Here is a 22,911-nt window from a genome sequence, read left to right on the forward strand (position 1 = left end):
CCATAGATTAGAGGTAAGAAGGAGGGGTACATGCTATGATTGAGCCAGGAAAGGTAAACAAACAGCATGATCTGCACATGCGCAGTCGGAAGCAGCTGGAGTTGACGGGCGTGCAAAATGTGGAGAGCTTCGACAGCGAGGAATTTTTGCTTCGTACAGAACTCGGCCATCTCACCATTCGCGGGAATCATTTACATATCAAAAATTTAAGTCTGGAGAACGGAATGTTGTCCTTAGAGGGCAATGTACATTCCCTGATTTATCTCGATCCCGGATCGCAGGGCAAAAATAAAGGTCTGCTCGGTAAGCTATTTAAATGAATCCTGCAGTCCAGTGGGTGACGCTGTTCTACATGATCATGGCCGGGCTGGCAATGGGACTGGCCTATGACAGCTACCGGGTGCTGTCGCTGAAGTTCAATTTTCCCAAATGGCTGAATGCCATGCTAGATCTACTGTATTGGCTTTGGGCCGCCTTGCTCGTTTTTCGTATGCTGTATGCCGGAAATCAAGGACAATTGCGGTTTTATGTCTTTCTAGGTTTGTTTCTAGGAGTATGGATCTATTTTTTAATCTTCAGTGTTACGGTGCGGCGTTTTGTGTTAAGGTTAATTCAATCGGTTCAGTATATGTGCAGGTTGCTGTGGAGACTTGTGGAGATCCTGATAGGTACACCTCTTCTCTGGCTTTGGCGATTTATTTTAGGGCTGCTAAAGCTACTAGGTCGTATTCTGCGGTTCATCTTTAAGCTTCTGCTGCGTCTGACCAAACCAATTTGGGTATTACCTGTTAGGTGGATCTCTCCACAGTTATCGCGGCTGACACATAGCGCCTGGATTGTGAGGATCACTGAATGGATTACCAAATGGCGGAAACGCTGACCTTGAATTAGGGGGTACGTTGCATGAACAGATTTACTGCGGAAGAGAAAAGTAATCATAGCAAAAATTCGGCCGCAGGCGCGAAGAGAAGAAGATTTATGTGGATTGTCTTTGTGGCAGTATTTTTTGGTTGGGCGGGTTATACTTACTTCGCTCAAAGTGCGGTCATTGCGGACAAGGGTGAGGAACTTGCAAAGAAACAGGAGACTAGTGAGGATGTCATGGCATCTTTAACTCAATTAAAATATGAATTATCCAGACTTAATGATGACGAGTATATTGGCCAATTAGCACGTAAATGGTACAATATCTATCCTCAAGGGGAAACTCCTATTCGAACAGAGCAATCAGAGCAATAATAGCGGCGAAAAGAGGCTTTTACTCTGTTGCCTTGCTTTGCTCTTTACTGTATAATCAAATCACCGCAGACAGGATGACCTTAATATTCGTCTGTATATTTTTAAGGGAGGATCATTTTATTCTATGGCAATTGAAGTGGGCACCAAGTTAGAAGGCAAAGTGACAGGCATCACGCATTTCGGAGCATTTGTGGATCTGTCAGGAGGTGTCACAGGTCTCGTTCACATCTCGGAAATCGCCGATAATTATGTCAAGGATGTTAACGATCATCTGAAGATTAGTGATGTAGTAACAGTCAAGGTGATCAACGTCGATAAGGACGGCAAGATCGGACTTTCCATTAAGCAGGCTGTTGACAAGCCAGCATCGGAAGTACGTCCGCCTAGAGCTCCAAGACCAGAACGTCCTAGCGGCGGAGACCGTTTCGGCGGTGGAGGCGGCAGTGGTGGAGGCGGCGGTGGATTCAATCGTGAACGGGGTGGGCGTCCATTTAAGCCTGCAGCCGGTAAACCTTCATTCGAGGATAAAATGTCGCGATTCCTGAAAGACAGCGAAGAACGGATATCTTCGATTAAGAAGAACACAGAAGGAAAGCGCGGAGGCCGTGGAGCTAAACGCGTATAATCCAATACCTGTACATCATAAATAACCGCAGGGGCATTTCGCCCTTGCGGTTTTTTTGTCATGTCATATAAAATTGCCGACAGCATCCATGTCATTCTCACATAACTCTAGGGCAATCGCTGACGAATAACCGCCGCGTCAGCGCGTGAAATTACGTTGTAAACAATCTTGAAACCAATCAACCTACCGTCCCGCAAGGGATAGAACCGCTTTTTTACAGATCATGAATGAAGGCTTTTTTGTCGGAAATTTCTTGTGTGTGTCCCTCCATTTCTGACAAACTTTCTCAATTCCCCGGTTATATAATGAGTACCATAAATTCTTAAACGGGTGGTGTAGGGGAATGAGTAAAAGCAACGTGGTAAATTTGCCAGAGTGGACAAGAGTGGGAAGTGAAGATAAGAAGCAGAGACAAGCATTGCGCACGCGTATTACAGCTTGGGGTCAGAAGCAGCGGTATGTTCAGCTAATAGCAGCGAAGAAATGGATGCTATTGCTTAGTTTCATGGGGTTTCTGCTGGGTAGAGCCATGATTCTGGACGAACTATCCCCTTTTGCTGTCGCATACTTTGCCGTCATTGTGTTTATGCGTCGCGACTCTATTCTACCTGTAGCTGCAGCCATTATAGCTGGAAGTCTCTTTACTCCATTCCCTGGAGCTTTGGTTACTACTGCTGAGCTGATTATTTTCTTTTTAGTTTATAAAGGCTTGGAAAGTTATGAACGAATAGATTTATCCTATGCACCACTTATGGTGTTCGTGTCTTCGTTTATGGTTGGCTTGTTCCAGATTGTTATTGGACCTTCTCTTTCTTGGTATCCGCTTATGATGACAACACTAGATGCTTTACTAGGTTTTGTGCTTACACTTGTGTTCATTCAAGCGCTGCCTCTACTAACCTATAAGCAAAAAAGTAGAGCGCTCAGGAACGAGGAGATTCTGTGCCTTATTATATTACTTGCCTCAGTAATGACGGGCCTTGTGGGCTGGACCCTTAATGGTTTGTCTTTGGAGCATATATTGTCACGATATTTGATTCTACTCTTCGCCATGGCAGGGGGGGCTCCTCTTGGGGCTGCTGTTGGGGTCGTGACCGGATTGATTCTCAGTTTGGCGGATATTAGTGCTATCTATCAGATGAGCCTGCTTGCTTTTTCTGGAATGCTAGCGGGAATGATGCAAGGTGGTCGAAAAGGTGCAGTATCTATCGGGATGTTGCTAGGATCCACGATCCTTTCCGTCTATTTTACGGGTCCGGGTGATATGATGGCCTCAACATGGGAAACCTGCGTAGCGGTAGTGCTATTTCTTATAACGCCTAAGGCGATGATATCTGCCATTGCTAAATATGTTCCTGGCACGTCAGATCATAGCCGATCGCAACACGAATATGCGCGAAGGGTCAGGGATTTAACGGCAGAACGGGTGACGCAATTCTCACAGGTATTCCAGCAGCTGTCGAGCAGCTTTGGGCAGATTCCACGTGCCGGAGAAGTAGGGAAGTCAGACCGTGAGATGGAGGATTTCATGAGTACGGTGACAGAGGGGGCCTGTGCAGGATGCATTCGGCGTTCCCACTGCTGGGATGCAAAATTCTATCAGACGTATAGATACATGACAGATATGATGACTACTGTTGAGGAATGCCCTGATATTACGGCAGCTCAGCTGCCTCCGGAATGGAGCCGGATTTGCGGTAAAACTGGTGAAGTGCTTGAAGTCATGAAAGGACAATATGATCTTTACCAACATGATATGCGATGGAAAAGACAAATATACGATAGTCGTCAATTTGTTGCCGAGCAGTTATCGGGCGTGTCACAGGTTATGGAGGACCTGGCGCGTGAAATAAAACGTGAGGGACAGGCTATGTATCGTCAGGAAGCTCAAATCCGTGAGACATTGGAGAAATTAGGGCTGTCTATTCATAGTATCGAAATCCTAAGTTTAGATCCTGGGCGTGTAGAAATAGAGGTGGTGCATGCCTATACTCGTGGTTTTGATGAATGCCGTAAAATGATCGCTCCGCTCCTTTCCGACATACTAGATGAGAATATTGCTGTCATGAGCGAGACGGCAGTCCATCCTCGGGAAGGATTGTCGATGGTTACCTTCGGTTCAGCCAAAGCCTTTGAGATAAACACAGGAGTGGCCGTTGTTTCTAAAGGAGGAGATATGTTATCTGGCGATAGCTTCAGTACCGTAGAGCTTGGAAACGGCACCTTTGCAGTATCCATTAGCGACGGAATGGGAAATGGTGAGCGGGCGAGAATGGAGAGTAGTGCCGCCCTCGGTATGTTAGAAAAGCTACTGCAATCCGGTATGGATGAGAAGCTGGCTGTAAAGTCGGTAAACTCTATTCTCTTATTACGTTCTCCTGACGAGTTCTACGCTACCGTTGACATGGCTTTGATCGATCAGTATTCCGCACAGACAACTTTTATGAAGATTGCTTCCGCACCGAGCTTTATCCGGAGGGGTAGTGAGGTCATTCCAATAACCTCTAGCAATCTGCCTATAGGAATCATTAAAGATATCGATGTGGATCTGATTAGCATGCAGCTTCGGGCCGGTGATATTTTGATTATGATGACGGATGGTATTTATGATGCGCCAGGATATGCCGTTAATAAGGAGATATGGATGAAACGGTTGATCCAAGAGCTTGAGGGGGATGATCCTCAAGATTTGGCGGATAGCCTGTTAGATAAGGTAATTCGTTATCAGGGCAATGAGATCCATGATGACATGACGATTGTCGTCAGTCGTGTAGATCATTTCCATCCGGAATGGTCCAGCCTGCATATGCCTGGTGTCGGCCGAATGGAGCGTCCGCGTACGGTGAGTTAGGAATTTTCTCGGTTTAGGCTTAGGTTTTATGTTTGGTACGCGCGAAGGGCCGTATTGCTTGTGTGTTTAAGCACGCACGAAGTGTCGTGTTGCCTATATATTTGCAGTGCGCGCAATGCGCCGTGCTGCTATAGGAGGTTTAAGTACGCGAAGTGTCGTGCGTGCTTGGAAGTCGGGGCGAGTCTGTGATGTGAAACTCGCCGGTCTCTACTATTTACGTTTCAAAGTTTCGCTGACTTTGGCGCGTAATTTTTTAGATCTAAACTGTTTACTAGTGAAGGTACGGAACGGAGAGAAAGTTTGGAGCTGTAGAAGCGGAGCGTTCGCCTTTATTATTTGATTTCAACCGCAGAGGGCGGTTTTAATAGAGAAATCAAATAATAACAGCGATCGAAAGCCCAAACATTTCTCGCAGTTCCCCTATTCACTATCCTCTTAGTTCAGATCACAAATTTCCCCAACAAAAGCGACCGTTTGAAATCTCTCATTTCTGGATATGCTAGAAACAGAGGTTCAAACAAAGGGGGAGTTGAGGGTTATGAAGCAAATTATGCTCATTACTGACGGTTGTTCGAATGTAGGAGAAAGTCCGGTGTTGGCAGCGGCGCATGCCCTGCAGGAGGGAATCACCGTAAATGTGGTTGGTGTAGTTGATTATGGTACGATCGGCGAGCTCGGGAGCCGGGAGATTGCCGACATTGCCAAGGCCGGGGGAGGCCTTAGCCGAATAGTCGGAACGCCACAACTGGCACAGACGATTCAGATGATGACACGCAAGACCGTGGTTCAGACGATCCAGCAGGCGGTTAATAAAGAGGTAAAAAAGATACTAGGCGATGGCTCATTGGATCAGTTACCTCCTGTTCAACGTTCACAGGTTGTTACAGTTGTAGATGAACTGACAGAAACAACACCGCTGCGCATTGCACTTCTTATCGATGCCAGTGCTAGTATGAAACCTAAACTGGGTGCTGTGGAAGATGCTATCCGCGATTTGGCGCTCAGTTTGGAAGCACGGGAAGGTAAGAGTGAGATTGCTGTGTTCCATTATCCTGGAAATAACAGCAGCGAAGATGCCAAGCTTGATCTAGATTGGACCCATGACATGTCAGGTATTCGTACGTTATTCTCTAAATTACACATGAGAGGCGCGACACCGACGGGTCCAGCTATTTTCAAGGTGCTTGAACATTATCGTTATGATACACTGGATGAACATCGTGGACGCCGACTAAGTGATGACCACGACGAAAGAGAAGGGATGATTGGTGGGTATGTCGTCTAATCCGTCCTATCCTACTGGTACCTTAATTAACGGCAAATGGCGGGGTAACCGTTATGTCGTTGAGCGGATGCTGGGAAGGGGCGCGAACGGAACCGTATATCTTGTGCAAAGAGAAGGCAGACGGGAAAGGTACGCGCTAAAAATCGGATACGATACACTTGAACTTCAATCGGAGATCAATGTACTAACCTCGCTGCAATCACGGCGAAAGCGGAATGAGCATCGTGCTCGTCGTGAGAATCCATTGTCTTCTTATTTTTTGGAAGCGGATGATTTTGCGAATGGGGATAATGTCCCCTTCTATGTAATGAGGTATGTTGAAGGCAAACCTCTGCATCACTTTTTATCGAAAAACGGTCCCGACTGGTTAGGCCTGGTAGGGCTTGGTCTGCTTGATAAGCTGCGCACACTGCATGAATGCGGTTTTGTGTTCGGGGATTTGAAGCCGGAGAACGTCATGGTATCAAAGTACGGCGAAGTGGAGCTGATCGACTTTGGGGGCACAAGTCCTATTGGTCGCAGTGTGAAGCAGTTTACCGAATGGCATGACCGTGGCTTTTGGAATGCAGGTAGCCGCACGAGTGATGAGGGTTATGATCTATTCGCTTTTGCTGTACTGTGCCTTCGTCTTTTGAATGAAGAGGGGCTCAAGAAAGCTGCGCTACAGCTGCCGCAGACAAGAAGTGTAGATGAGCTGTTTAAGCTGGCTAGAAATCTACCCGACAAGAAACTATCCTCTTGGATTTGTTTGGCGTTAAAAGGAGGTTTCTCCGGTTCCGCTGATGCTACAGAGCTCTGGCGAAACCATATTTACAATTCGCGTAGAAAGCGTCCGGATAGTATGGACACACCTCGCTGGCTCAAAAATGCTTTTGGGGTATCCTTGTTTGTGCTTGCCTTTACAATTTATTGGGTATTTCGGTTTTGAACTTATACATATAGTTAGAGAGAAGGGGGGCCGCATATGGAGCAAATGAATGGACTGGTGGAGTCAGTATTGGAGTCAGCAGCCGAGCACGAGCTGTGGGCGCCCCATGACACCATTGTAGTCGCAGTTTCCGGCGGCCCGGATTCTGTGGCTCTTTTGCATGTTTTGCATGAAATAGCTTTAAACGTTATGCCACTTACCTTAATATGCGCTCATGTGAATCACGGATTTAGAGCGGAGTCTAAGGAAGAGGCGGAGCTAGTACGTGGTATGGCTGAACAATTGGGACTGCCCTTTGAGTTGGCAGAATTCGATATTCCCTCTTTGGCTAAAGAGAGTGGACTCGGCCCTGAGGGGACAGCACGCGAGAAGCGATACGAATTTCTGATTGATACCGCACACCGTTATGGGGCGCGCTCCGTTGCTCTGGCTCATCATGCGGATGATCAGGCAGAAACGGTGATTATGCGTCTATTGCGAGGAAGCGGTTTATCGGGTCTATCCGGTATCAAGTGGAAAAGAACAGAAAAAAAGGTGGAACTCATTCGTCCATTCCTACGTATTAACAAAACGGCTCTTCTTGGGTTATGTCAGAATGAAGGTTTCACCTATGCCGAGGATGCAACTAATCTGCTGACGAAATACAAGCGGAATGCTGTTCGATTGGAAGTTCTTCCTTTTCTGGAAAGGTATAACGGCAGAGTGAGACAGTCACTTGTGCAGCTTGCGGAAATTGCAGGAGCTGAGGATGAATATATGGAGGCATCTGCGGTAAAATGCTTTGAGGAGCTGGTTTCGGAAGGGGAAGGGAAATATACCTTTAACAGAGCTTCATTTGCGGCCATACCCTCCGCTTTACAACGGCGTTTGATTAAACTAATATTAAATTATCTGTCGGCGAATCTATCTGCCCTTGATTTCTCCAAGATTGAATCTGTACGTCGGGGAACGCTGCAGAGCTATCCCACCACCTGGAGTTTGGATTTAGGTGGAGGCCTGACTTGTGTGCGGCAATATGATATCATCTTGTTCTCGTCCAAGCCCGCGCAGCAACAGGCAAGCTATACATATCGTCTGTTTTTACCGGATTCCGAGCTTAAGCTGGAGGAAATAGGTAAGGTGATGTCGATGGCGGTGCTGGAGAGAGAAAACTTTTTTGTACAGGGGGAGGATTATGGGAAGATGTCGGCTTGGTTTGACCGTGATGAACTGGTCTTTCCACTAACGATTCGTTCCCGATTGCCTGGAGATACCATAAGAGTCATGGGATTAAACGGAAGCAAAAAGGTAAAAGATATTTATATTGATGATAAAATACCTGCTGCTGAACGCTCAATGATCCCCCTCGTTTGTGATGGTTTGGGCAATATTGTCTGGATTCCGGGCGTAAGACGCTCGATGCATGCCGCAGTAGGGCGGCAAACGACCTCGGTACTTCTATTGTCTCTAGCAGAGCTGGATGACCGTGAAGAAACGTAATGGTCGATGTAAGTCTTTCATAGTATAACTTAGGAGGTTTCGCAAGTTGCAAAATGATATTCAAGAAGTCTTGATCACCGAAGAGGAACTTCAGCAGAAAATTAAGGAGCTCGGTCGAACACTGAGCGAAGAATACGCAGGACGTACCCCTTTAGTCATTTGTGTACTAAAAGGCGCGTTTATATTTATGGCAGATCTGGTTAAAGCCATTACAGTACCTGTTGAGATGGATTTCATGGCAGTATCTAGCTATGGAGCATCCACCAAGTCCTCTGGTGTTGTCAAAATTATTAAGGATTTAGATGTATCGGTAGAAGGCCGCGATATCTTGATCGTTGAAGATATTATTGACAGTGGCCTTACGCTCAGCTATTTGATTGAGCTACTCCGCAACCGCAATGCTGCTTCTATCAATGTGGTTACCTTGTTTGATAAGCCCTCAGGTCGTACGGTTAATCTGGAAGCCAGCTATACAGGCTTCGTGTTGCCAGACGAATTTGTAGTAGGCTACGGATTGGATTATGCCGAGCGGTATCGGAACCTCCCATATGTTGGAGTACTGAAGCCTGAGATTTATTCCAATTGAACTATTGATTGCCTTGATCATACGGATCGGGCACCCTTGGCTTCCTTTATTTGAGGTGTCCCAAGAGGCTATGGTACAATAACTTGAGTGTTGCGAGAGGAGGTAGGGGATGAATCGGTTCATCCGGAATTCTGGTTTTTATTTGATTTTATTTTTAGTCGTGGTGGGTATTGTCCAGTTTGTGAGCAATGGAAATGAAGCCGCCGATTTCCCTAGATACGACGAGTTACGGCAGGAGATCAAGAGCAACAATGTGAAGGATTTGACGGTTCAGTTTGAGGGTAATGCCTTTTTAGTTACAGGCGAATATAGAGAGTTGCCTGCCGATACTAAATCGAAAAGCTTCTCCACATATATTCCTCCAACAGATGCTGCTATTAATGAACTGATTCAAGCCAGTGATGTTAATGGGATTGAATTAACTCAGAAGAAAATGGAAGGTACCAGCATTTGGCTGACATTCCTTTCTTCTATTATCCCGCTAGTCATTATGTTCATCTTGTTCTTCTTCCTGTTTAACCAGGCGCAAGGTGGCGGCGGTAAAGTCATGAATTTCGGCAAGAGCAAGGCTCGGTTATATAATGAAGAGAAGAAGAAAATCAGCTTCGAGGATGTTGCAGGGGCGGACGAAGAGAAGCAAGAGCTTGTCGAAGTCGTTGAGTTCCTGAAAGATCCGCGCAAATTTGCAGCTGTCGGTGCACGTATCCCTAAAGGCGTACTGCTTGTAGGCCCTCCGGGAACAGGTAAAACATTGCTTGCACGTGCAGTAGCAGGTGAAGCCGGTGTTCCTTTCTTTAGTATTTCCGGTTCCGATTTTGTAGAAATGTTCGTGGGTGTCGGTGCTTCTCGGGTACGTGATTTGTTCGAGAACGCTAAGAAGAACGCACCATGTATTATCTTCATTGATGAAATTGATGCTGTGGGTCGTCAACGCGGCGCCGGACTCGGCGGCGGACATGACGAGCGCGAGCAGACACTTAACCAATTGCTGGTTGAGATGGATGGATTCGGTGGTAACGAAGGCATTATTATTGTTGCGGCAACTAACCGCGCTGATATACTTGATCCTGCATTACTTCGTCCAGGACGTTTCGACCGTCAAATTACGGTTGACCGCCCTGACGTAAAAGGCCGTGAAGCTGTACTTAAGGTTCATGCCCGTAACAAGCCACTTACGAAAGATGTAAGACTGGATGTTGTCGCTAAACGCACAACTGGATTCACGGGTGCTGATCTAGAGAATCTGCTAAATGAAGCAGCATTGCTAGCTGCACGTCGTAACCGCAAAGATATTTCCATGATTGAAGTGGATGAAGCCATTGACCGTGTTATCGTGGGTACTGAGAAACGTAGTCGGGTTATCAGTGACCGTGAGAAACGCATTGTTGCTTACCATGAAGCAGGCCATACTATAGCTGGTTATTTCCTTGAGCATGCTGATATGGTGCATAAAGTTACAATTATCCCACGCGGACGTGCCGGCGGATATGTTATTATGCTTCCGAAGGAAGATCGGATGATCGTTACCAAGCAGGAGCTTTTGGATAAGGTTACTGGATTACTTGGTGGACGTGTTGCCGAAGAATTGTTTATTGGTGAGATCGGTACGGGCGCATACAGTGACTTCCAACAGGCTACGCGCATCGTGCGTGCCATGATCATGGAGTACGGTATGAGCGATAAGCTTGGACCTATGCAGTTCGGCTCTTCTCAAGGCCAAGTATTCTTGGGTCGTGATATTGGGCATGAACAGAATTATAGTGATTCCATTGCTTATGAGATTGATCAAGAAATGCAGAACTTTATTACTTCGAGCTACGAACGTTGTAAAGAACTGTTGCTCAAACACTCTAAAGAAATGCACCTGATTGCCAATACGTTACTTGAGAAGGAAACACTTGAGCTTGATCAGATTAAAGAGCTGATTGAACAAGGATTCCTTTCTGAAGATGGTAAGGCTGAGGGTGGCGAAGGCGTTGCGCTTGAAGTTGGCGAACCTGTCATTGATAATATCGGTGATGTGCGTGTCCGCATTCAAGGCAAGTCTGAAGATACTGATTCCACGCCTCCGAACCTATCAAAGGAAATCCCGAACAAACCTGAATCTGAGGGTAGTGACGGATCTGATGATGACAATAAAGGCGGCGGAACTAGCCTTACCTAAGCAGGATCACTATTCATAAGATGTAAATTAATCCGGAGAGCGTAATTGCTCTCCGGATTTTTTATTTTAATTTTTAGGTAATTTCATGCTTGGAAGCCTGTCTAGTCACATTGACAGGGGCTGGAACGTTGTGTACATTAGTGATTAATATTACTTACTATTAACATCAGCTTATTCATTTTTTCGGATGATGGTTCATGCCATTTGATAACATCGCACCGGCGTAAAGCCGCGAAGATTTAAGGGGGAGAACAATCGGTGGAAGCTCTGGCACTTGAGCGTAAGCAGGAACAGAATCGAGAACTTCGTATACGTCTTGAACAGCTTAAGAAGGAAAGAAACGCAATCATTTTAGCTCATTATTATCAACGTGATGAAATTCAGGAGGTTGCCGATTTCCGGGGAGACTCTTTTTTACTCGCTCAGAAGGCTGCAGAGACTGATGCAGAGGTTATTGTATTCTGCGGTGTTCATTTCATGGGGGAAAGTGCTAAAATTTTGGCTCCAAACAAAACCGTCCTTATTCCTGATGAACGTGCAGGCTGCCCAATGGCTGATATGGTCAATGTAGACGGTTTGCGTAAGCTTAAAGCGCAACATCCAAATGCTAAAGTGGTGACTTATATCAACTCGTCTGCAGAGATTAAAGCGGAAACTGATATCTGTTGTACCTCTGCCAATGCCGTGAAAGTAATCGAATCCCTCGATGCTGAAGAAATTATCTGGGTACCCGATAAGAATCTTGGTCAATACGTACAAGATCAGACCGGCAAAAAACTGATTATCTGGGAAGGCTATTGCAACACTCATGATATGTTGACTGTTAAAGATGTAGTAGAAATGAGAGCGAAATACCCAGAAGCAGAATTTGTAGTTCATCCAGAATGTCGCCCGGAAGTAGTGGCCATGGGTGATTATGTAGGTAGTACTACATCCATTCTCGAGTATTGCCGGAAATCTGACCGTAAGCAATTTATCGTTGGAACTGAGGATGGTACAGGATATCAGCTTCGTAAAGATAGTCCGGATAAAGAATTCCATTTTGCTACAAAATTTCTTGTTTGTCCTAATATGAAAGTTAACAATCTAAAAAAACTGGTGAAATGCCTGGAGACAATGAAGCCACAAATCTATGTACCGCCTGCTGTCGCCGACAAAGCCAGAACTTCCCTAGAGCGCATGCTACAAGTCCGGTAGTATGCGCTACTCTTTCGTTGAAACAGGTGAAACGCGGTCATGATTCCACAATATTTGGTTGATTTTGATCTTCGGGATATTCCTAAAGTAAAGACAGATTGTATTGTTATCGGTTCAGGGATTGCCGGATTGTTCACAGCTATTAAAGCTAGTGAAGATCGGCGTGTCATTATGATCACAAAGAAATCAGTAATGGAGAGTAATACTCGCTATGCACAGGGGGGGATCGCAGCTGTAATCGCTGAGGACGATTCCCCTGCTTACCACCGGCAGGATACATTAATGGCGGGAGCAGGTCTGTGCTCATCCACAGCTGTCGATGCACTTGTTAATGAAGGACCAGATAGAGTTCATGAGCTAATTCGTTTAGGTACTCTTTTTGATAAGGAAGATGGGGTACTGGCTTTGACGCAGGAAGGAGCGCATAGTCACCGTCGTATTTTGCATGCTAATGGAGATGCTACAGGTTATGAGATTGTTCGTGCCTTGGCTGAACAGGTAGCTGAACATGAGAACATTGAGGTGTGGGATGATCATTATGTCATTGATCTCATCACTGAAGGTGGAGAATGTGTAGGCGCATTGTTGCAGCGTCCCGGCGGCGGACGGTTATTCCTGCAAGGGGATGCGACTATTTTGTGCTCTGGCGGTGCAGGACAATTATTTAGATACACTACCAACCCTGAAGTAGCTACAGGCGACGGGGTAGCCATTGCTTATCGTGCCGGGGCTCATATACGAGATATGGAATTTATTCAATTTCATCCTACAGCATTGAGTTATCCTGGAGCTCCTAGATTCCTAATCTCCGAAGCAGTTCGTGGGGAAGGAGCAGTATTGCGCAATATTAATGGAGAGCGGTTCATGGAACGATATCATGAGTTGCTTGAGCTAGCCCCACGAGATATTGTAGCTCGGGCTATTGTAAGTGAAATGGAGCTTACAAAGTCAACGTTTGTCTATTTGGATATTACGCATGAATCCCCAGAAATGGTGAAGCATCGTTTCCCTACAATACATGAGACCTGTATGGGCTATGGACTGGATATTACAAGTGATTGGATTCCAGTGGCTCCAGCTGCGCATTATATGATGGGGGGCATTAAGACCGATCTGAATGGGGAGAGTACGATTCCTCGCTTGTTTGCTTGCGGGGAGGTTTCTTCCACAGGCGTACATGGGGCTAATCGATTAGCAAGCAATTCATTATCGGAAGCAGTTGTTTTTGGACATCGTATTATTGAGCGGATTCGCCAATTATCTCCGCTTGGACGTGATGTAACATCAGTTAGTAGCAACGAAGGGCGTGTTGATTCGCCAACTCAAGCTATTGTGGAACGCCGTTTGAAGCTACAAAAGGTAATGGTTCGATATGCTGGATTACGACGTAATGAAGAGACCTTGTTTAAGGGAATAGAAGAATTGAAACGGCAGCTACCCATCTTTGGATCCGTATTGACTAAACGCGAGGAATACGAGTTCGCTAATATGCTGACCTGCTGTTTGCTCGTGACAGAGTCTGCTCTAGCACGGGAAGAGAGTCGCGGGGCACATTACCGTGAGGATTACCCGCAGCGAAGTGATGATCAGTGGCGCAAGCACCTGCTTCAAATTCGCGATCTGGGAATAGTGGAGGAATTAAGCGATGATGTTTAATGGTTACAATGAAGAACTAGTACAATCCATTAAGGCTTGGCTGCGGGAAGATGTTGGTTCCGGTGATGTAACAACACAAATGACAATACCTGTTGGCCATGAATCTAAAGGGATTATTCATGCTAAAGAAGATGGCGTAATTTGTGGTATCCCGATTGCAGAGTTGGTTTTTGAAATTGTTGATCCTACGCTTAGCTTTACAGCCCTTGTAGAAGAAGGTCAAGCAGTGACAAAAGGGACTGTAATTATTGAGGTAGAGGGAAGCACACATGCAATTCTTACGGGTGAACGGCTTGCACTCAACTTGATGCAGCGTCTTTCCGGTGTAGCATCACGTACGTCATCTTTCGTACAGGTGCTCGATGGATTACCGACTCGTCTAGTAGATACACGTAAGACTACACCAGGACATCGTATGCTGGAAAAATATGCAGTTCGTGTTGGTGGAGGCTTTAATCATCGCTTTGGTCTATATGATGCGGTTATGATCAAGGACAATCATATCAAAGGTGCAGGTGGTATTAGGCAGGCAGTAGGTCGTGCGCGGAAGAACATTCCACATACGATGAGCATTGAAGTAGAGACTGAGAACTTAGAGCAAGTCGAAGAGGCGCTGGCAGCAGGTGCTGATATTATTATGCTTGATAATATGTCTAACGAGATGATGAAGCAAGCGGTGGCTAGGATTAAAGCTAAAGCTCCACATGTCAAGACAGAGGCCTCCGGCAATGTATCGTTAGAAACGGTTCGTGGGATTGCAGAAACAGGTGTGGATGTGATTTCTGTAGGACGCCTTACGTACTCCTTCTCCAGTCTGGATATTAGTCTAGACCTTAATGCCAAGAAGGAAGGGTCCTCATCATGATGCTTGCTGTCGATGTCGGTAATACCAATATTGTTCTCGGTGTATACAGAAAGCGCGAATTGTTGCATCATTTTCGGCTAAGTACTGCGCGCCAATCCACCGTGGACGAATATGGGGTGCTGATACACAATCTTTTTCAGATGTCAGGGATCTCTGTTAAAGATGTGGAAGGTGTAATTATATCCTCGGTAGTTCCACCTCTGGTTAAGACTATCGTGGATATGTGTATAAAGTATATAGGCAAAGATCCGTTACTCGTAGGACCAGGGATAAAAACGGGACTTAATCTTCGCTATGAGAATCCGCGTGAGATTGGCGCAGACCGGATTGTTAATGCTGTGGCTGCGATTGAACAATATAAATGTCCGCTTGTTGTTGTTGATTTTGGTACGGCTACGACCTTCGACTGTATCGATGCAGGGGCTAATTATCTTGGAGGAGCGATTGTTCCGGGTCTTGTTATTTCTACAGAGGCCTTATACCAGCGGGCGTCGAAACTGCCACGAATTGAGTTGGAGAAGCCTAAAAAGGTTATCGGACGTAATACAGTTCACGCTATGCAGGCTGGTATTATTTTTGGGTATGCAGGCCAAGTCGAGGGGATTGTAAAGCGTATCAAAATCGAGATGAACGCTCCGGAACTGAAGGTTATTTCTACTGGAGGCCTCGCTTCGCTAATTGCGGGGGAGACGGATTGTATCGACGAAGTAAATCCTATGTTAACACTAGAAGGATTACGAATTATTTATGACCGTAACCAATAAAGATAAAGAAGCCTAAAGGGCGAAGAGATAGGAGGGCTATGCACCCAATGGAAAAAAAGAAGGATCGACTTATCCGTGGAACGGCTATGAATGGTAAAGTGAGAGCGTTTGCTGTCCGCACAACAGAATTGGTCGAGGAATTGCGGCGCAGACATGATACGTATCCAATGGCTACAGCCGCACTTGGACGTACAGTTACCGCTGCAGCCATGATGGGCGCTATGCTCAAAGGAAGAGAGAAGCTATGTATCATGGTCAAAGGGGATGGACCGATCGGGCAAATCGTTGCGGAGTCCAATGCATTGGGAGAAGTGTGCGGTTATGTACACCATCCTCACATTCACTTACCTAGCAATAGTATGGGCAAATTGGATGTCGCTGGAGCCGTAGGAACTGAAGGGTTCATTGATATTATAAAGGATTTAGGTTTGAAGGAACCTTATCGAGGTAGTATTCCTATCATCTCCGGAGAACTTGCGGAAGATTTCACTTATTATTTCGCTGTTTCTGAACAAACCCCAGCTGCAGTTGGATTAGGTGTATTAGTGGATACCGATGAGTCAGTGATTGTAGCCGGAGGGTTTATCGTGCAGCTTCTTCCAGGACTGACGGATGCGGAGATTACGGAGATCGAAAAAGCTCTAGGGGCTATGCCTTCCGTGACAACACTTCTTGATCAGGGTCTAGAGCCAGAAGAAATGCTGCGTTTTCTTTTGCCGGATGCGGTAGTTATGGATGAACTGGATATTAACTTTGCTTGTCAATGTTCGCGTGAGCGGGTAGAGCAGACATTGGTTAGCTTAGGGCAAGATGAACTGGAGAGATTAATTGCAGAAGATGAGCAGGCTGAAGTTGTATGTCATTTTTGCAACGAGGCTTATGTTTTTAATAAGGACGAATTACAGGTCATTTTAGAACAAGCGAAATCGTAGGGCATGGGATGATGACGAGACAGGAACGTGCACTTCGCAATACGGTTGTTATTCTGGCTGTTGCAACTTTAATGCTCGGGGGCCTATTGTTCTGGAGCTTACGCGCCATGGCTCTTCTAAAAGGGGACACAACAGAAAACGAAACACCGGATGCAGCGACTGCAGGCGGATTACCGATAACAGATAAGCAGTGGATGGATGAGCTCAAAAAAAAGCATGGCCACGAAGTGCTGGTTGGAATGATCAATCATATTGTTGTGGAGATGGAAGCAAAGGCTCTGGGGATTACCGTGACCGACGATGAGGTTGAGCAAGAACTTGCACGAACTATGGTTGGATACGGATCGGAAGAACAGTATTATGCACAAATGCAGTCTCAGCTGGGGTTATCTCGTCAGGAAGTGTTCGCAGAAACGGCTTATCGTCTGACCTTACAAGCAATAGCCACTGATGGTATTACGATTAAGGAAGCTGATATCGATACTTATTTAGACCAAAACACGGAGCGTTTCACTCCCAAAAGGGAATTGGAACTCTCCATGATTAAGGTTTCATCTTATGACGAAGGCGAGCAAGTAATGGATCGCTTGGAGCAGGGCGAGAATTTTGCTGATTTAGCTAGGGAAGTTTCCATTGATGCAGAGAGTCGGCTGCAAGGAGGCCGTTTGGGCAAAGTAGAGGAAGACGATCCTTTTTGGCCTGAGGGACTGCTTAAGACCGCTGCTAGTTTGGATGAGGGTGATATAGCGGGGCCGATTCAGGCGGAGGACGACTTCGCTATCATTCGACTAGAGAGTATTCACACACAAAATATTCCTGATCAAAAGGAAATTCGGGCGCTGATACGTCAAGAGCTGGCGTTGGAGCAAGCACCCCCTCTACAGCAAGTGGAGAGTGATTTGCGCACGAAATATGATGTGGCAATAAATATTGACAACAGCCTGCAAGATTGATAATATGATATTAACGTAAAACCTACCGTTTTAGTCGGAAATAACTAACGGTGGTCCAATATCTATACCCCTTTATAGCAGTTATTATTGCATAATAGGGACACACATACAGAAGAGTAAAGTCACAATTTACGTTCTTATATCGCATTTATCATTCTAAGGAGGTTTTTGCTCATGGCTAAAGTCGTTAACAACGTAACAGAATTGATCGGAGGTACTCCGCTCGTTCGTTTGAATCGTCTGGCACAGGAAGGCTCCGCAGATATTTATTTGAAATTGGAATATCAGAATCCGGGATCAAGCGTAAAAGACCGTATCGCAATCAGCATCGTTGAAGAAGCTGAACGTGAAGGTCTACTGAAGCCTGGAGGTACAATTGTAGAAGCAACCAGTGGTAACACTGGTATTGGCTTGGCACTTGTGGCTGCGGCTAAAGGTTATAAGGCAGTTATCGTAATGCCGGAAACCATGAGCTTGGAACGCCGTAATCTACTTCGTGCATACGGAGCAGAATTGGTTCTGACTCCAGGATCGGAAGGCATGAATGGTGCGGTTAAGAAAGCGGAAGAAATTCTGAAAGAGAACCCAAGCTATTTCCCATCGGAGCAATTCAAGAATAAAGCGAACGTGAAGATCCACCGTGAGACCACTGGACCTGAAATCGTTGAAGCTATTGAGTCCATCGGAGGCCCACTGGATGCTTTTATTGCAGGTATCGGAACAGGTGGAACGATCACGGGTGCAGGTGAAGTGCTGAAGAGCAAATATCCTGACGTGAAGATCTATGCTGTGGAGCCTGCTGCTTCTCCAATCTTGGCAGGAGGCAAACCAGGCCCTCACAAAATTCAGGGTATCGGAGCAAACTTCATTCCTGAAATCCTGAACCAGGACATTTATGATGAGATCATCCATGTTGAGAACGATGAAGCATTCGAAACTGCACGCCGTGTAGCTAAAGAAGAAGGCGTCTTGTCTGGCATTTCTTCCGGTGCAGCAGTATTTGCAGCACTTAAGGTTGCTAAAGACCTCGGTCCTGGCAAGAAGGTAGTTGTCATCATCCCAAGTAATGGTGAACGTTACCTGAGTACACCACTTTACAATTTCGAAGCGTAATTGTTTGCAATAACGTAATTTATAAGAGTCTTCATACCACTTTTCTGGTGGTGATGGAGACTCTTTTCGTTGATTATATGGGCAAAAGGCTCTATGTATATATGACGACCTAGACGTGGTAATTTATTATTTTTGAAAAATGCTATGGTTTTTACTGAAGACTTAAAAGCCATAATAATTTCCTATAGCTGGGGGCTTTTCAATAATGCCTTAAGTACAGTATACTGACAGGCAATATACTACTGATGATTAATAATAAGTAATTGCTAGATAAAACTAAGCAAATGCTTACGAAGTAAGTTTTGTCCCGAAGATTAAACTGTAGGATTATGCTAGACAAAACTTTTAGGAGGATGGCTTTGGAAATCATAACGACATGGAATGAGTGGGAACAATGGGCAGCTGAAGACTGGAGCATGTTCCCCTTGATTATAAAATCACCCAAGTGCTCGGGGGAACTGCCCGCATCCTGGAAGAAGGCCTGGGAACTAGCTTCCGAATACTCCGTAGTGTTGGAGAGTGGCAAGGGTGGCCGCTATACGTACTTAGGTTTAAATCCTGTATCAATATTAAAAGGCAAGGGAGAAGGCGCTGAGGTGTTTAGCCTTTCTCCCGAATCATTGGGTCATACAGCCGATGAGGGTTCACATGAGACAACAACGCTGCTAGGTCAGCCGCTAGAGCTGCTACAGCAATGGATGTCAGGTTTCACCTCGCCAAGTCTAAACGTTCAGGGCATTCCTCCATTTACCGGTGGATGTATTGGATTTATAGGGTACGATGTGGTTCGCTCATTGGAGCGTTTACCGTCTCTCGCACAAGATGATCCCGGTTTTCCTGATTATCTCTTTATGAGGATGGATGAGGTATGGATTTATGATCACGAAGAGCATGTGCTTTATTGTGCTGTTCACGTCCTGGTTCCAGCAGAATGTGGGATGGAGGATTTGCAGAACCTTTATCTCGGTGCTATAGAACAGGCTGGACGAATGGTAGAGCAGTGGCAGTTGGTATCCGCTGCTTCGGGATTGAACGAAGAGGTCAAAGGTAGCATTGAGGCCCTCACAGATTCCTCAGGGGAGTGGCCGGGTATGACCTCGGCCTTCTCACCTGAGAAGTTCCAGCAGGCCGTGCTGGACGTTCAGGAATACATCCGCCAAGGCGATGTATTTCAAGTGAACCTCTCGCTGCGCCAGGAGGCGCAGCTGAAGTCCTCGCCGGAGGATGTTTACGAATGGCTGCGCAAGCTCAATCCGTCCCCGTACATGGGGCTCTTGCGGTCGCCCGGCTTCGCGCTATCCAGCGCTTCACCGGAGCTGCTCGTCAAGCTGCACGGGGACAAAGTGAGCGCACGGCCAATCGCCGGCACCCGGCGGCGAGGCCTGACTCCCGCGGAGGATGCCGCCATGGAGGCGGAGCTTCGCGGGAGCGAAAAGGAGATCGCCGAGCATATTATGCTTGTCGATCTGGAGCGCAACGACATCGGGCGTGTCGCTGCATATGGATCCGTCAGCGTGCCTGAGCTGATGACGGTGGAGCGCTACTCTCATGTGATGCATCTCGTTTCGCAGGTAGAGGGCCAGGTCGCACCGGATAAGGATGCTTATGCTGTAATCGCAGCATTGTTCCCAGGGGGAACGATTACAGGCGCGCCCAAAGTAAGAACAATGGAAATCATTGAAGAGCTGGAGCCGGTTCGGCGTGGGCCGTATACAGGATCCATGGGCTTTATTGACTATAACGGAAATATGGAATTAAATATTATTATTAGAACACTGGCTGTAAAGGATGGAGTCGGATATATTCAGACAGGTGCGGGCATCGTGATCGACTCTGATCCCTACCGTGAATACCGTGAATGCCATAATAAAGCCAAAGCGGTAGTGAAGGCAGTACTCTGTAGTGAGTTACAGCAGGAATCCCAAACTACCAGCGGCGCCGAAGGGGGAGAAACACTGTGATCTTGGTCATCGATAATTATGATTCCTTTACGTATAACCTCGTACAGTATTTGGGTGAACTTGGGGAAGAGGTTAAAGTACACCGCAACGATGAAATTACCATTGAAGAGATTGAAAAAATGGCTCCCAATCATATTTTAATTTCTCCAGGACCATGTACACCTAATGAAGCGGGGATCAGTTTGGAATTGTTACATCATTTCAAAGGTATTATTCCGATCTTCGGCGTATGCCTTGGGCATCAGGCGATAGGCCAAGCATTTGGTGGAAATGTTATTCGTGCAGAACGTTTGATGCATGGAAAAACATCCCCGATTCATCATAAGGGCACGTCGGTTTTTGAAGGTCTGGAGTCTCCCTTTACGGCAACGAGATATCATTCTTTGATTGTAGAGCGCGAGAGTCTGCCGGATTGTCTGGAGATTACAGCGGAGACCGAAGAAGGGGAGATTATGGCACTGCGCCATAAAGAATACCCTATCGAAGGTGTGCAATTCCATCCGGAATCGATTATTACGGATCATGGTCATACGATGCTGCGTAATTTCTTGAAACGGAGAGCCGGAGAAACGGCATGAAATATATAGGATTTAACAATGGTGTCATAGATGCAAGACAAGCCGTGGTTTCCGCCCTGGATCACGGTTTTTTATACGGCATAGGATTGTTCGAGACCTTTCGGACGTATGGGGGAGTGCCTTTTCTACTGGAGCGTCATTTGAAGCGTATGGCAGAGGGCTGCAAGGAACTTGGTATTCCATTTGCGCAGGATGTTGAACAGCTGCAGGAGTGGATCCAGCGTGTTATGGACAAAAATGAATTAAAAGAAGCTTATATACGCTATACCGTGACCGCTGGTGAGGATATTCTCGGATTACCTGCGGGCGACTATTGCGAACCCAATCATTTGCTGTACATCAAAGCGCTGCCGAAAGTATCCGAAAAGATATATAGCGAAGGCAAAGACCTGCAATTGTTGTCCTTAAGGCGTAACACTCCGGAGGGAGCAGTGCGATTCAAGTCTCTGCATTATATGAATAATATTTTGGCCAAGCGTGAGCTTAGGGGTTATGCCTCTGCGGCGAATGGTGCTGAAGGACTGATGTTGACTGCACAAGAGATCATAGCAGAGGGCATTGTCAGTAACATCTTTTTTATAAAAAACAATATTCTCCACACTCCAGATATCTCAGCTGGGATTCTACCGGGAATTACCCGGGAAATGGTAATGGAGCTGGCTCGTAGTGCTGGAATTAGGGTAGAAGAGGGCGCATATCATTGGGAGCAGTTAAAAATAGCCGACGAAGTATTTCTTACTAATTCCGTACAAGAAATTGTCCCGGTCACAACGCTTTGGGAAAAAGATAAAAAAATTACCGTAGGCGATGGCCTTTGCGGCAGAATGACTTCGGATTTGATTTCATTCTATAGAGAAAGGACGGGAATATCGAAATGAGACCAGCCATATTCAAGCGGACATACCGCTGTGGAAATACTGATTTGGAATTGGGAAAGCGAACGCTGATTATGGGCATCCTGAATGTAACCCCGGATTCTTTTTCAGATGGAGGACTTTGGGATGATCCGGACAAAGCAGTAGAACATGCGCTACAAATGGCCGCAGACGGTGCTGATATTATAGATATTGGTGGAGAATCTACCCGTCCTGGTCATAAACCAGTGGGGCTTGAAGAGGAATTAGCTCGTGTATTGCCTGTCATCGAGAGTATTCATCGAGCGGCACCGCATATTCCGTTATCTATAGATACGTACAAAGCTGAAGTGGCACGCCAAGCTATTGCTGCTGGTGCCCATATCATTAATGATATATGGGGCTGTAAAGCTGATCCGGAAATGGCGGCAGTGGCAGCTGATGCGGACTGTCCCATTATTTTGATGCATAACCGGCAGGACCGTGATTATACGAATCTAAGTGCGGATATGTCGGCAGACCTTAAGGAAAGTATTGATCTTGCTTTAGCCGCAGGAGTGAAGCCGGCCAATATCATCTTGGATCCAGGGATCGGCTTTGCGAAGGATTTTAATGAAAATTTGCAGGCGATGATGCTTTTGGACGGGTTGACTGAGTTTGGCTATCCACTGTTACTGGCGACTTCACGCAAAAAATTCATCCGGACCGTACTTGATTTGCCCGCTGATGATGTTGTGGAAGGTACCGCAGCTACAGTAGCCTTTGGTATTGCTCAGGGCTGCCAGATCGTACGAGTGCATGATGTATCCCTAATAAAACGAACGGTCAAGATGTGTGATGCGATGTTGTATGCTGCACCTCCATTGGTGCGTGAATAAAGA

General features: G+C 46.2%; 21 protein-coding genes. All 21 read left to right on the top strand.

Going from position 1 to position 22,911, the window contains the following annotated elements; genetic code table 11:
* Positions 1-35: 35 nt before the first annotated feature.
* The 21 genes from yabP to folP all read left to right on the top strand — a co-directional run bounded on the left by yabP (position 36) and on the right by folP (position 22,908).
* Positions 36-320: a sporulation protein YabP gene (gene yabP, locus MKY99_RS00295; RefSeq protein ID WP_042123140.1), complete on the top strand. Its 285-nt coding sequence runs from the start codon at positions 36-38 to the stop codon at positions 318-320.
* The gene (yabQ, locus tag MKY99_RS00300) at positions 317-880 is read left to right on the top strand and encodes a spore cortex biosynthesis protein YabQ (RefSeq protein ID WP_042183859.1); all 564 of its coding nucleotides are present in this window, start codon (positions 317-319) and stop codon (positions 878-880) included. Before yabP ends, yabQ begins: the two co-directional genes overlap by 4 nt.
* A 23-nt stretch (positions 881-903) precedes the next feature.
* A complete protein-coding gene (locus MKY99_RS00305; protein WP_042183861.1) occupies positions 904-1,239 on the top strand; it encodes a septum formation initiator family protein in 336 nt (111 codons plus the stop codon).
* Positions 1,240-1,363: 124 nt separating this feature from the next.
* A complete protein-coding gene (locus MKY99_RS00310; RefSeq protein ID WP_036678766.1) occupies positions 1,364-1,864 on the top strand; it encodes a S1 domain-containing RNA-binding protein in 501 nt (166 codons plus the stop codon).
* A gap of 343 nt (positions 1,865-2,207) precedes the next feature.
* Positions 2,208-4,715 carry a stage II sporulation protein E gene (gene spoIIE, locus MKY99_RS00315; RefSeq protein ID WP_149643863.1) on the top strand — a complete coding sequence of 836 codons (2,508 nt, stop codon included), beginning with the start codon at positions 2,208-2,210 and terminating at the stop codon, positions 4,713-4,715.
* Between the two features lie 538 nt (positions 4,716-5,253).
* Complete coding sequence (locus MKY99_RS00320) at positions 5,254-6,000, top strand: VWA domain-containing protein (protein WP_042183866.1); 747 nt, start codon at positions 5,254-5,256, stop codon at positions 5,998-6,000.
* A complete protein-coding gene (locus tag MKY99_RS00325; protein WP_339268075.1) occupies positions 5,990-6,928 on the top strand; it encodes a serine/threonine protein kinase in 939 nt (312 codons plus the stop codon). Before MKY99_RS00320 ends, MKY99_RS00325 begins: the two co-directional genes overlap by 11 nt.
* 36 nt (positions 6,929-6,964) lie before the next feature.
* Positions 6,965-8,407 (top strand): tRNA lysidine(34) synthetase TilS, encoded by a 1,443-nt coding sequence (tilS, locus tag MKY99_RS00330; RefSeq protein WP_339268077.1) that lies wholly within the window; start codon positions 6,965-6,967, stop codon positions 8,405-8,407.
* A gap of 46 nt (positions 8,408-8,453) precedes the next feature.
* Complete coding sequence (gene hpt, locus MKY99_RS00335) at positions 8,454-8,993, top strand: hypoxanthine phosphoribosyltransferase (RefSeq protein ID WP_042183870.1); 540 nt, start codon at positions 8,454-8,456, stop codon at positions 8,991-8,993.
* Between the two features lie 109 nt (positions 8,994-9,102).
* A complete protein-coding gene (gene ftsH, locus MKY99_RS00340; protein ID WP_339268079.1) occupies positions 9,103-11,157 on the top strand; it encodes an ATP-dependent zinc metalloprotease FtsH in 2,055 nt (684 codons plus the stop codon).
* Between the two features lie 258 nt (positions 11,158-11,415).
* Positions 11,416-12,354: a quinolinate synthase NadA gene (gene nadA, locus MKY99_RS00345; RefSeq protein WP_042183878.1), complete on the top strand. Its 939-nt coding sequence runs from the start codon at positions 11,416-11,418 to the stop codon at positions 12,352-12,354.
* A gap of 39 nt (positions 12,355-12,393) precedes the next feature.
* Positions 12,394-14,010 (top strand): L-aspartate oxidase, encoded by a 1,617-nt coding sequence (nadB, locus tag MKY99_RS00350; protein ID WP_339268081.1) that lies wholly within the window; start codon positions 12,394-12,396, stop codon positions 14,008-14,010.
* Positions 14,000-14,875 (top strand): carboxylating nicotinate-nucleotide diphosphorylase, encoded by an 876-nt coding sequence (gene nadC / locus MKY99_RS00355; RefSeq protein ID WP_042183890.1) that lies wholly within the window; start codon positions 14,000-14,002, stop codon positions 14,873-14,875. The genes nadB and nadC overlap by 11 nt, the downstream gene beginning before the upstream one ends.
* Positions 14,872-15,639 (top strand): type III pantothenate kinase, encoded by a 768-nt coding sequence (locus MKY99_RS00360; protein ID WP_042183892.1) that lies wholly within the window; start codon positions 14,872-14,874, stop codon positions 15,637-15,639. The genes nadC and MKY99_RS00360 overlap by 4 nt, the downstream gene beginning before the upstream one ends.
* 47 nt (positions 15,640-15,686) lie before the next feature.
* Positions 15,687-16,571: an Hsp33 family molecular chaperone HslO gene (hslO, locus tag MKY99_RS00365; protein ID WP_339268084.1), complete on the top strand. Its 885-nt coding sequence runs from the start codon at positions 15,687-15,689 to the stop codon at positions 16,569-16,571.
* An 8-nt stretch (positions 16,572-16,579) separates the two neighbouring features.
* Complete coding sequence (locus MKY99_RS00370; protein ID WP_339244202.1) at positions 16,580-17,524, top strand: peptidylprolyl isomerase; 945 nt, start codon at positions 16,580-16,582, stop codon at positions 17,522-17,524.
* A 174-nt stretch (positions 17,525-17,698) separates the two neighbouring features.
* On the top strand, positions 17,699-18,637 hold the full coding sequence (cysK, locus tag MKY99_RS00375; protein ID WP_042123166.1) for a cysteine synthase A: 939 nt from the start codon (positions 17,699-17,701) through the stop codon (positions 18,635-18,637).
* Between the two features lie 416 nt (positions 18,638-19,053).
* Positions 19,054-20,598, top strand: coding sequence for an anthranilate synthase component I family protein (locus tag MKY99_RS00380; RefSeq protein WP_339271427.1), 1,545 nt, complete (start codon positions 19,054-19,056; stop codon positions 20,596-20,598).
* Entirely contained in the window at positions 20,595-21,176 is a 582-nt protein-coding gene (gene pabA / locus MKY99_RS00385; RefSeq protein WP_339268086.1) for an aminodeoxychorismate/anthranilate synthase component II, read from the top strand. The genes MKY99_RS00380 and pabA overlap by 4 nt, the downstream gene beginning before the upstream one ends.
* Complete coding sequence (locus MKY99_RS00390) at positions 21,173-22,054, top strand: aminotransferase class IV (protein ID WP_339268088.1); 882 nt, start codon at positions 21,173-21,175, stop codon at positions 22,052-22,054. Before pabA ends, MKY99_RS00390 begins: the two co-directional genes overlap by 4 nt.
* A complete protein-coding gene (gene folP / locus MKY99_RS00395) occupies positions 22,051-22,908 on the top strand; it encodes a dihydropteroate synthase (protein WP_339268090.1) in 858 nt (285 codons plus the stop codon). The genes MKY99_RS00390 and folP overlap by 4 nt, the downstream gene beginning before the upstream one ends.
* The last annotated feature ends 3 nt before the right edge of the window (positions 22,909-22,911 follow it).

The sequence above is a fragment of the Paenibacillus sp. FSL R5-0470 genome, assembly GCF_037975205.1.
Lineage (GTDB): Bacteria > Bacillota > Bacilli > Paenibacillales > Paenibacillaceae > Paenibacillus_AQ.

What these genes read in the sequence shown, in the direction of transcription:
- MKY99_RS00305 (WP_042183861.1), top strand. Translation starts at nt 904, where the DNA reads ATGAACAGATTTACTGCGGAAGAGAAAAGTAATCATAGCAAAAATTCG.
- folP (WP_339268090.1), top strand. Translation starts at nt 22,051, where the DNA reads ATGAGACCAGCCATATTCAAGCGGACATACCGCTGTGGAAATACTGAT.
- yabP (WP_042123140.1), top strand. Translation starts at nt 36, where the DNA reads ATGATTGAGCCAGGAAAGGTAAACAAACAGCATGATCTGCACATGCGC.
- MKY99_RS00320 (WP_042183866.1), top strand. Translation starts at nt 5,254, where the DNA reads ATGAAGCAAATTATGCTCATTACTGACGGTTGTTCGAATGTAGGAGAA.
- tilS (WP_339268077.1), top strand. Translation starts at nt 6,965, where the DNA reads ATGGAGCAAATGAATGGACTGGTGGAGTCAGTATTGGAGTCAGCAGCC.
- nadC (WP_042183890.1), top strand. Translation starts at nt 14,000, where the DNA reads ATGATGTTTAATGGTTACAATGAAGAACTAGTACAATCCATTAAGGCT.
- spoIIE (WP_149643863.1), top strand. Translation starts at nt 2,208, where the DNA reads ATGAGTAAAAGCAACGTGGTAAATTTGCCAGAGTGGACAAGAGTGGGA.
- cysK (WP_042123166.1), top strand. Translation starts at nt 17,699, where the DNA reads ATGGCTAAAGTCGTTAACAACGTAACAGAATTGATCGGAGGTACTCCG.
- ftsH (WP_339268079.1), top strand. Translation starts at nt 9,103, where the DNA reads ATGAATCGGTTCATCCGGAATTCTGGTTTTTATTTGATTTTATTTTTA.
- MKY99_RS00360 (WP_042183892.1), top strand. Translation starts at nt 14,872, where the DNA reads ATGATGCTTGCTGTCGATGTCGGTAATACCAATATTGTTCTCGGTGTA.
- MKY99_RS00380 (WP_339271427.1), top strand. Translation starts at nt 19,054, where the DNA reads ATGTTCCCCTTGATTATAAAATCACCCAAGTGCTCGGGGGAACTGCCC.
- MKY99_RS00370 (WP_339244202.1), top strand. Translation starts at nt 16,580, where the DNA reads ATGATGACGAGACAGGAACGTGCACTTCGCAATACGGTTGTTATTCTG.
- MKY99_RS00310 (WP_036678766.1), top strand. Translation starts at nt 1,364, where the DNA reads ATGGCAATTGAAGTGGGCACCAAGTTAGAAGGCAAAGTGACAGGCATC.
- MKY99_RS00390 (WP_339268088.1), top strand. Translation starts at nt 21,173, where the DNA reads ATGAAATATATAGGATTTAACAATGGTGTCATAGATGCAAGACAAGCC.
- hslO (WP_339268084.1), top strand. Translation starts at nt 15,687, where the DNA reads ATGGAAAAAAAGAAGGATCGACTTATCCGTGGAACGGCTATGAATGGT.
- yabQ (WP_042183859.1), top strand. Translation starts at nt 317, where the DNA reads ATGAATCCTGCAGTCCAGTGGGTGACGCTGTTCTACATGATCATGGCC.
- MKY99_RS00325 (WP_339268075.1), top strand. Translation starts at nt 5,990, where the DNA reads ATGTCGTCTAATCCGTCCTATCCTACTGGTACCTTAATTAACGGCAAA.
- nadB (WP_339268081.1), top strand. Translation starts at nt 12,394, where the DNA reads ATGATTCCACAATATTTGGTTGATTTTGATCTTCGGGATATTCCTAAA.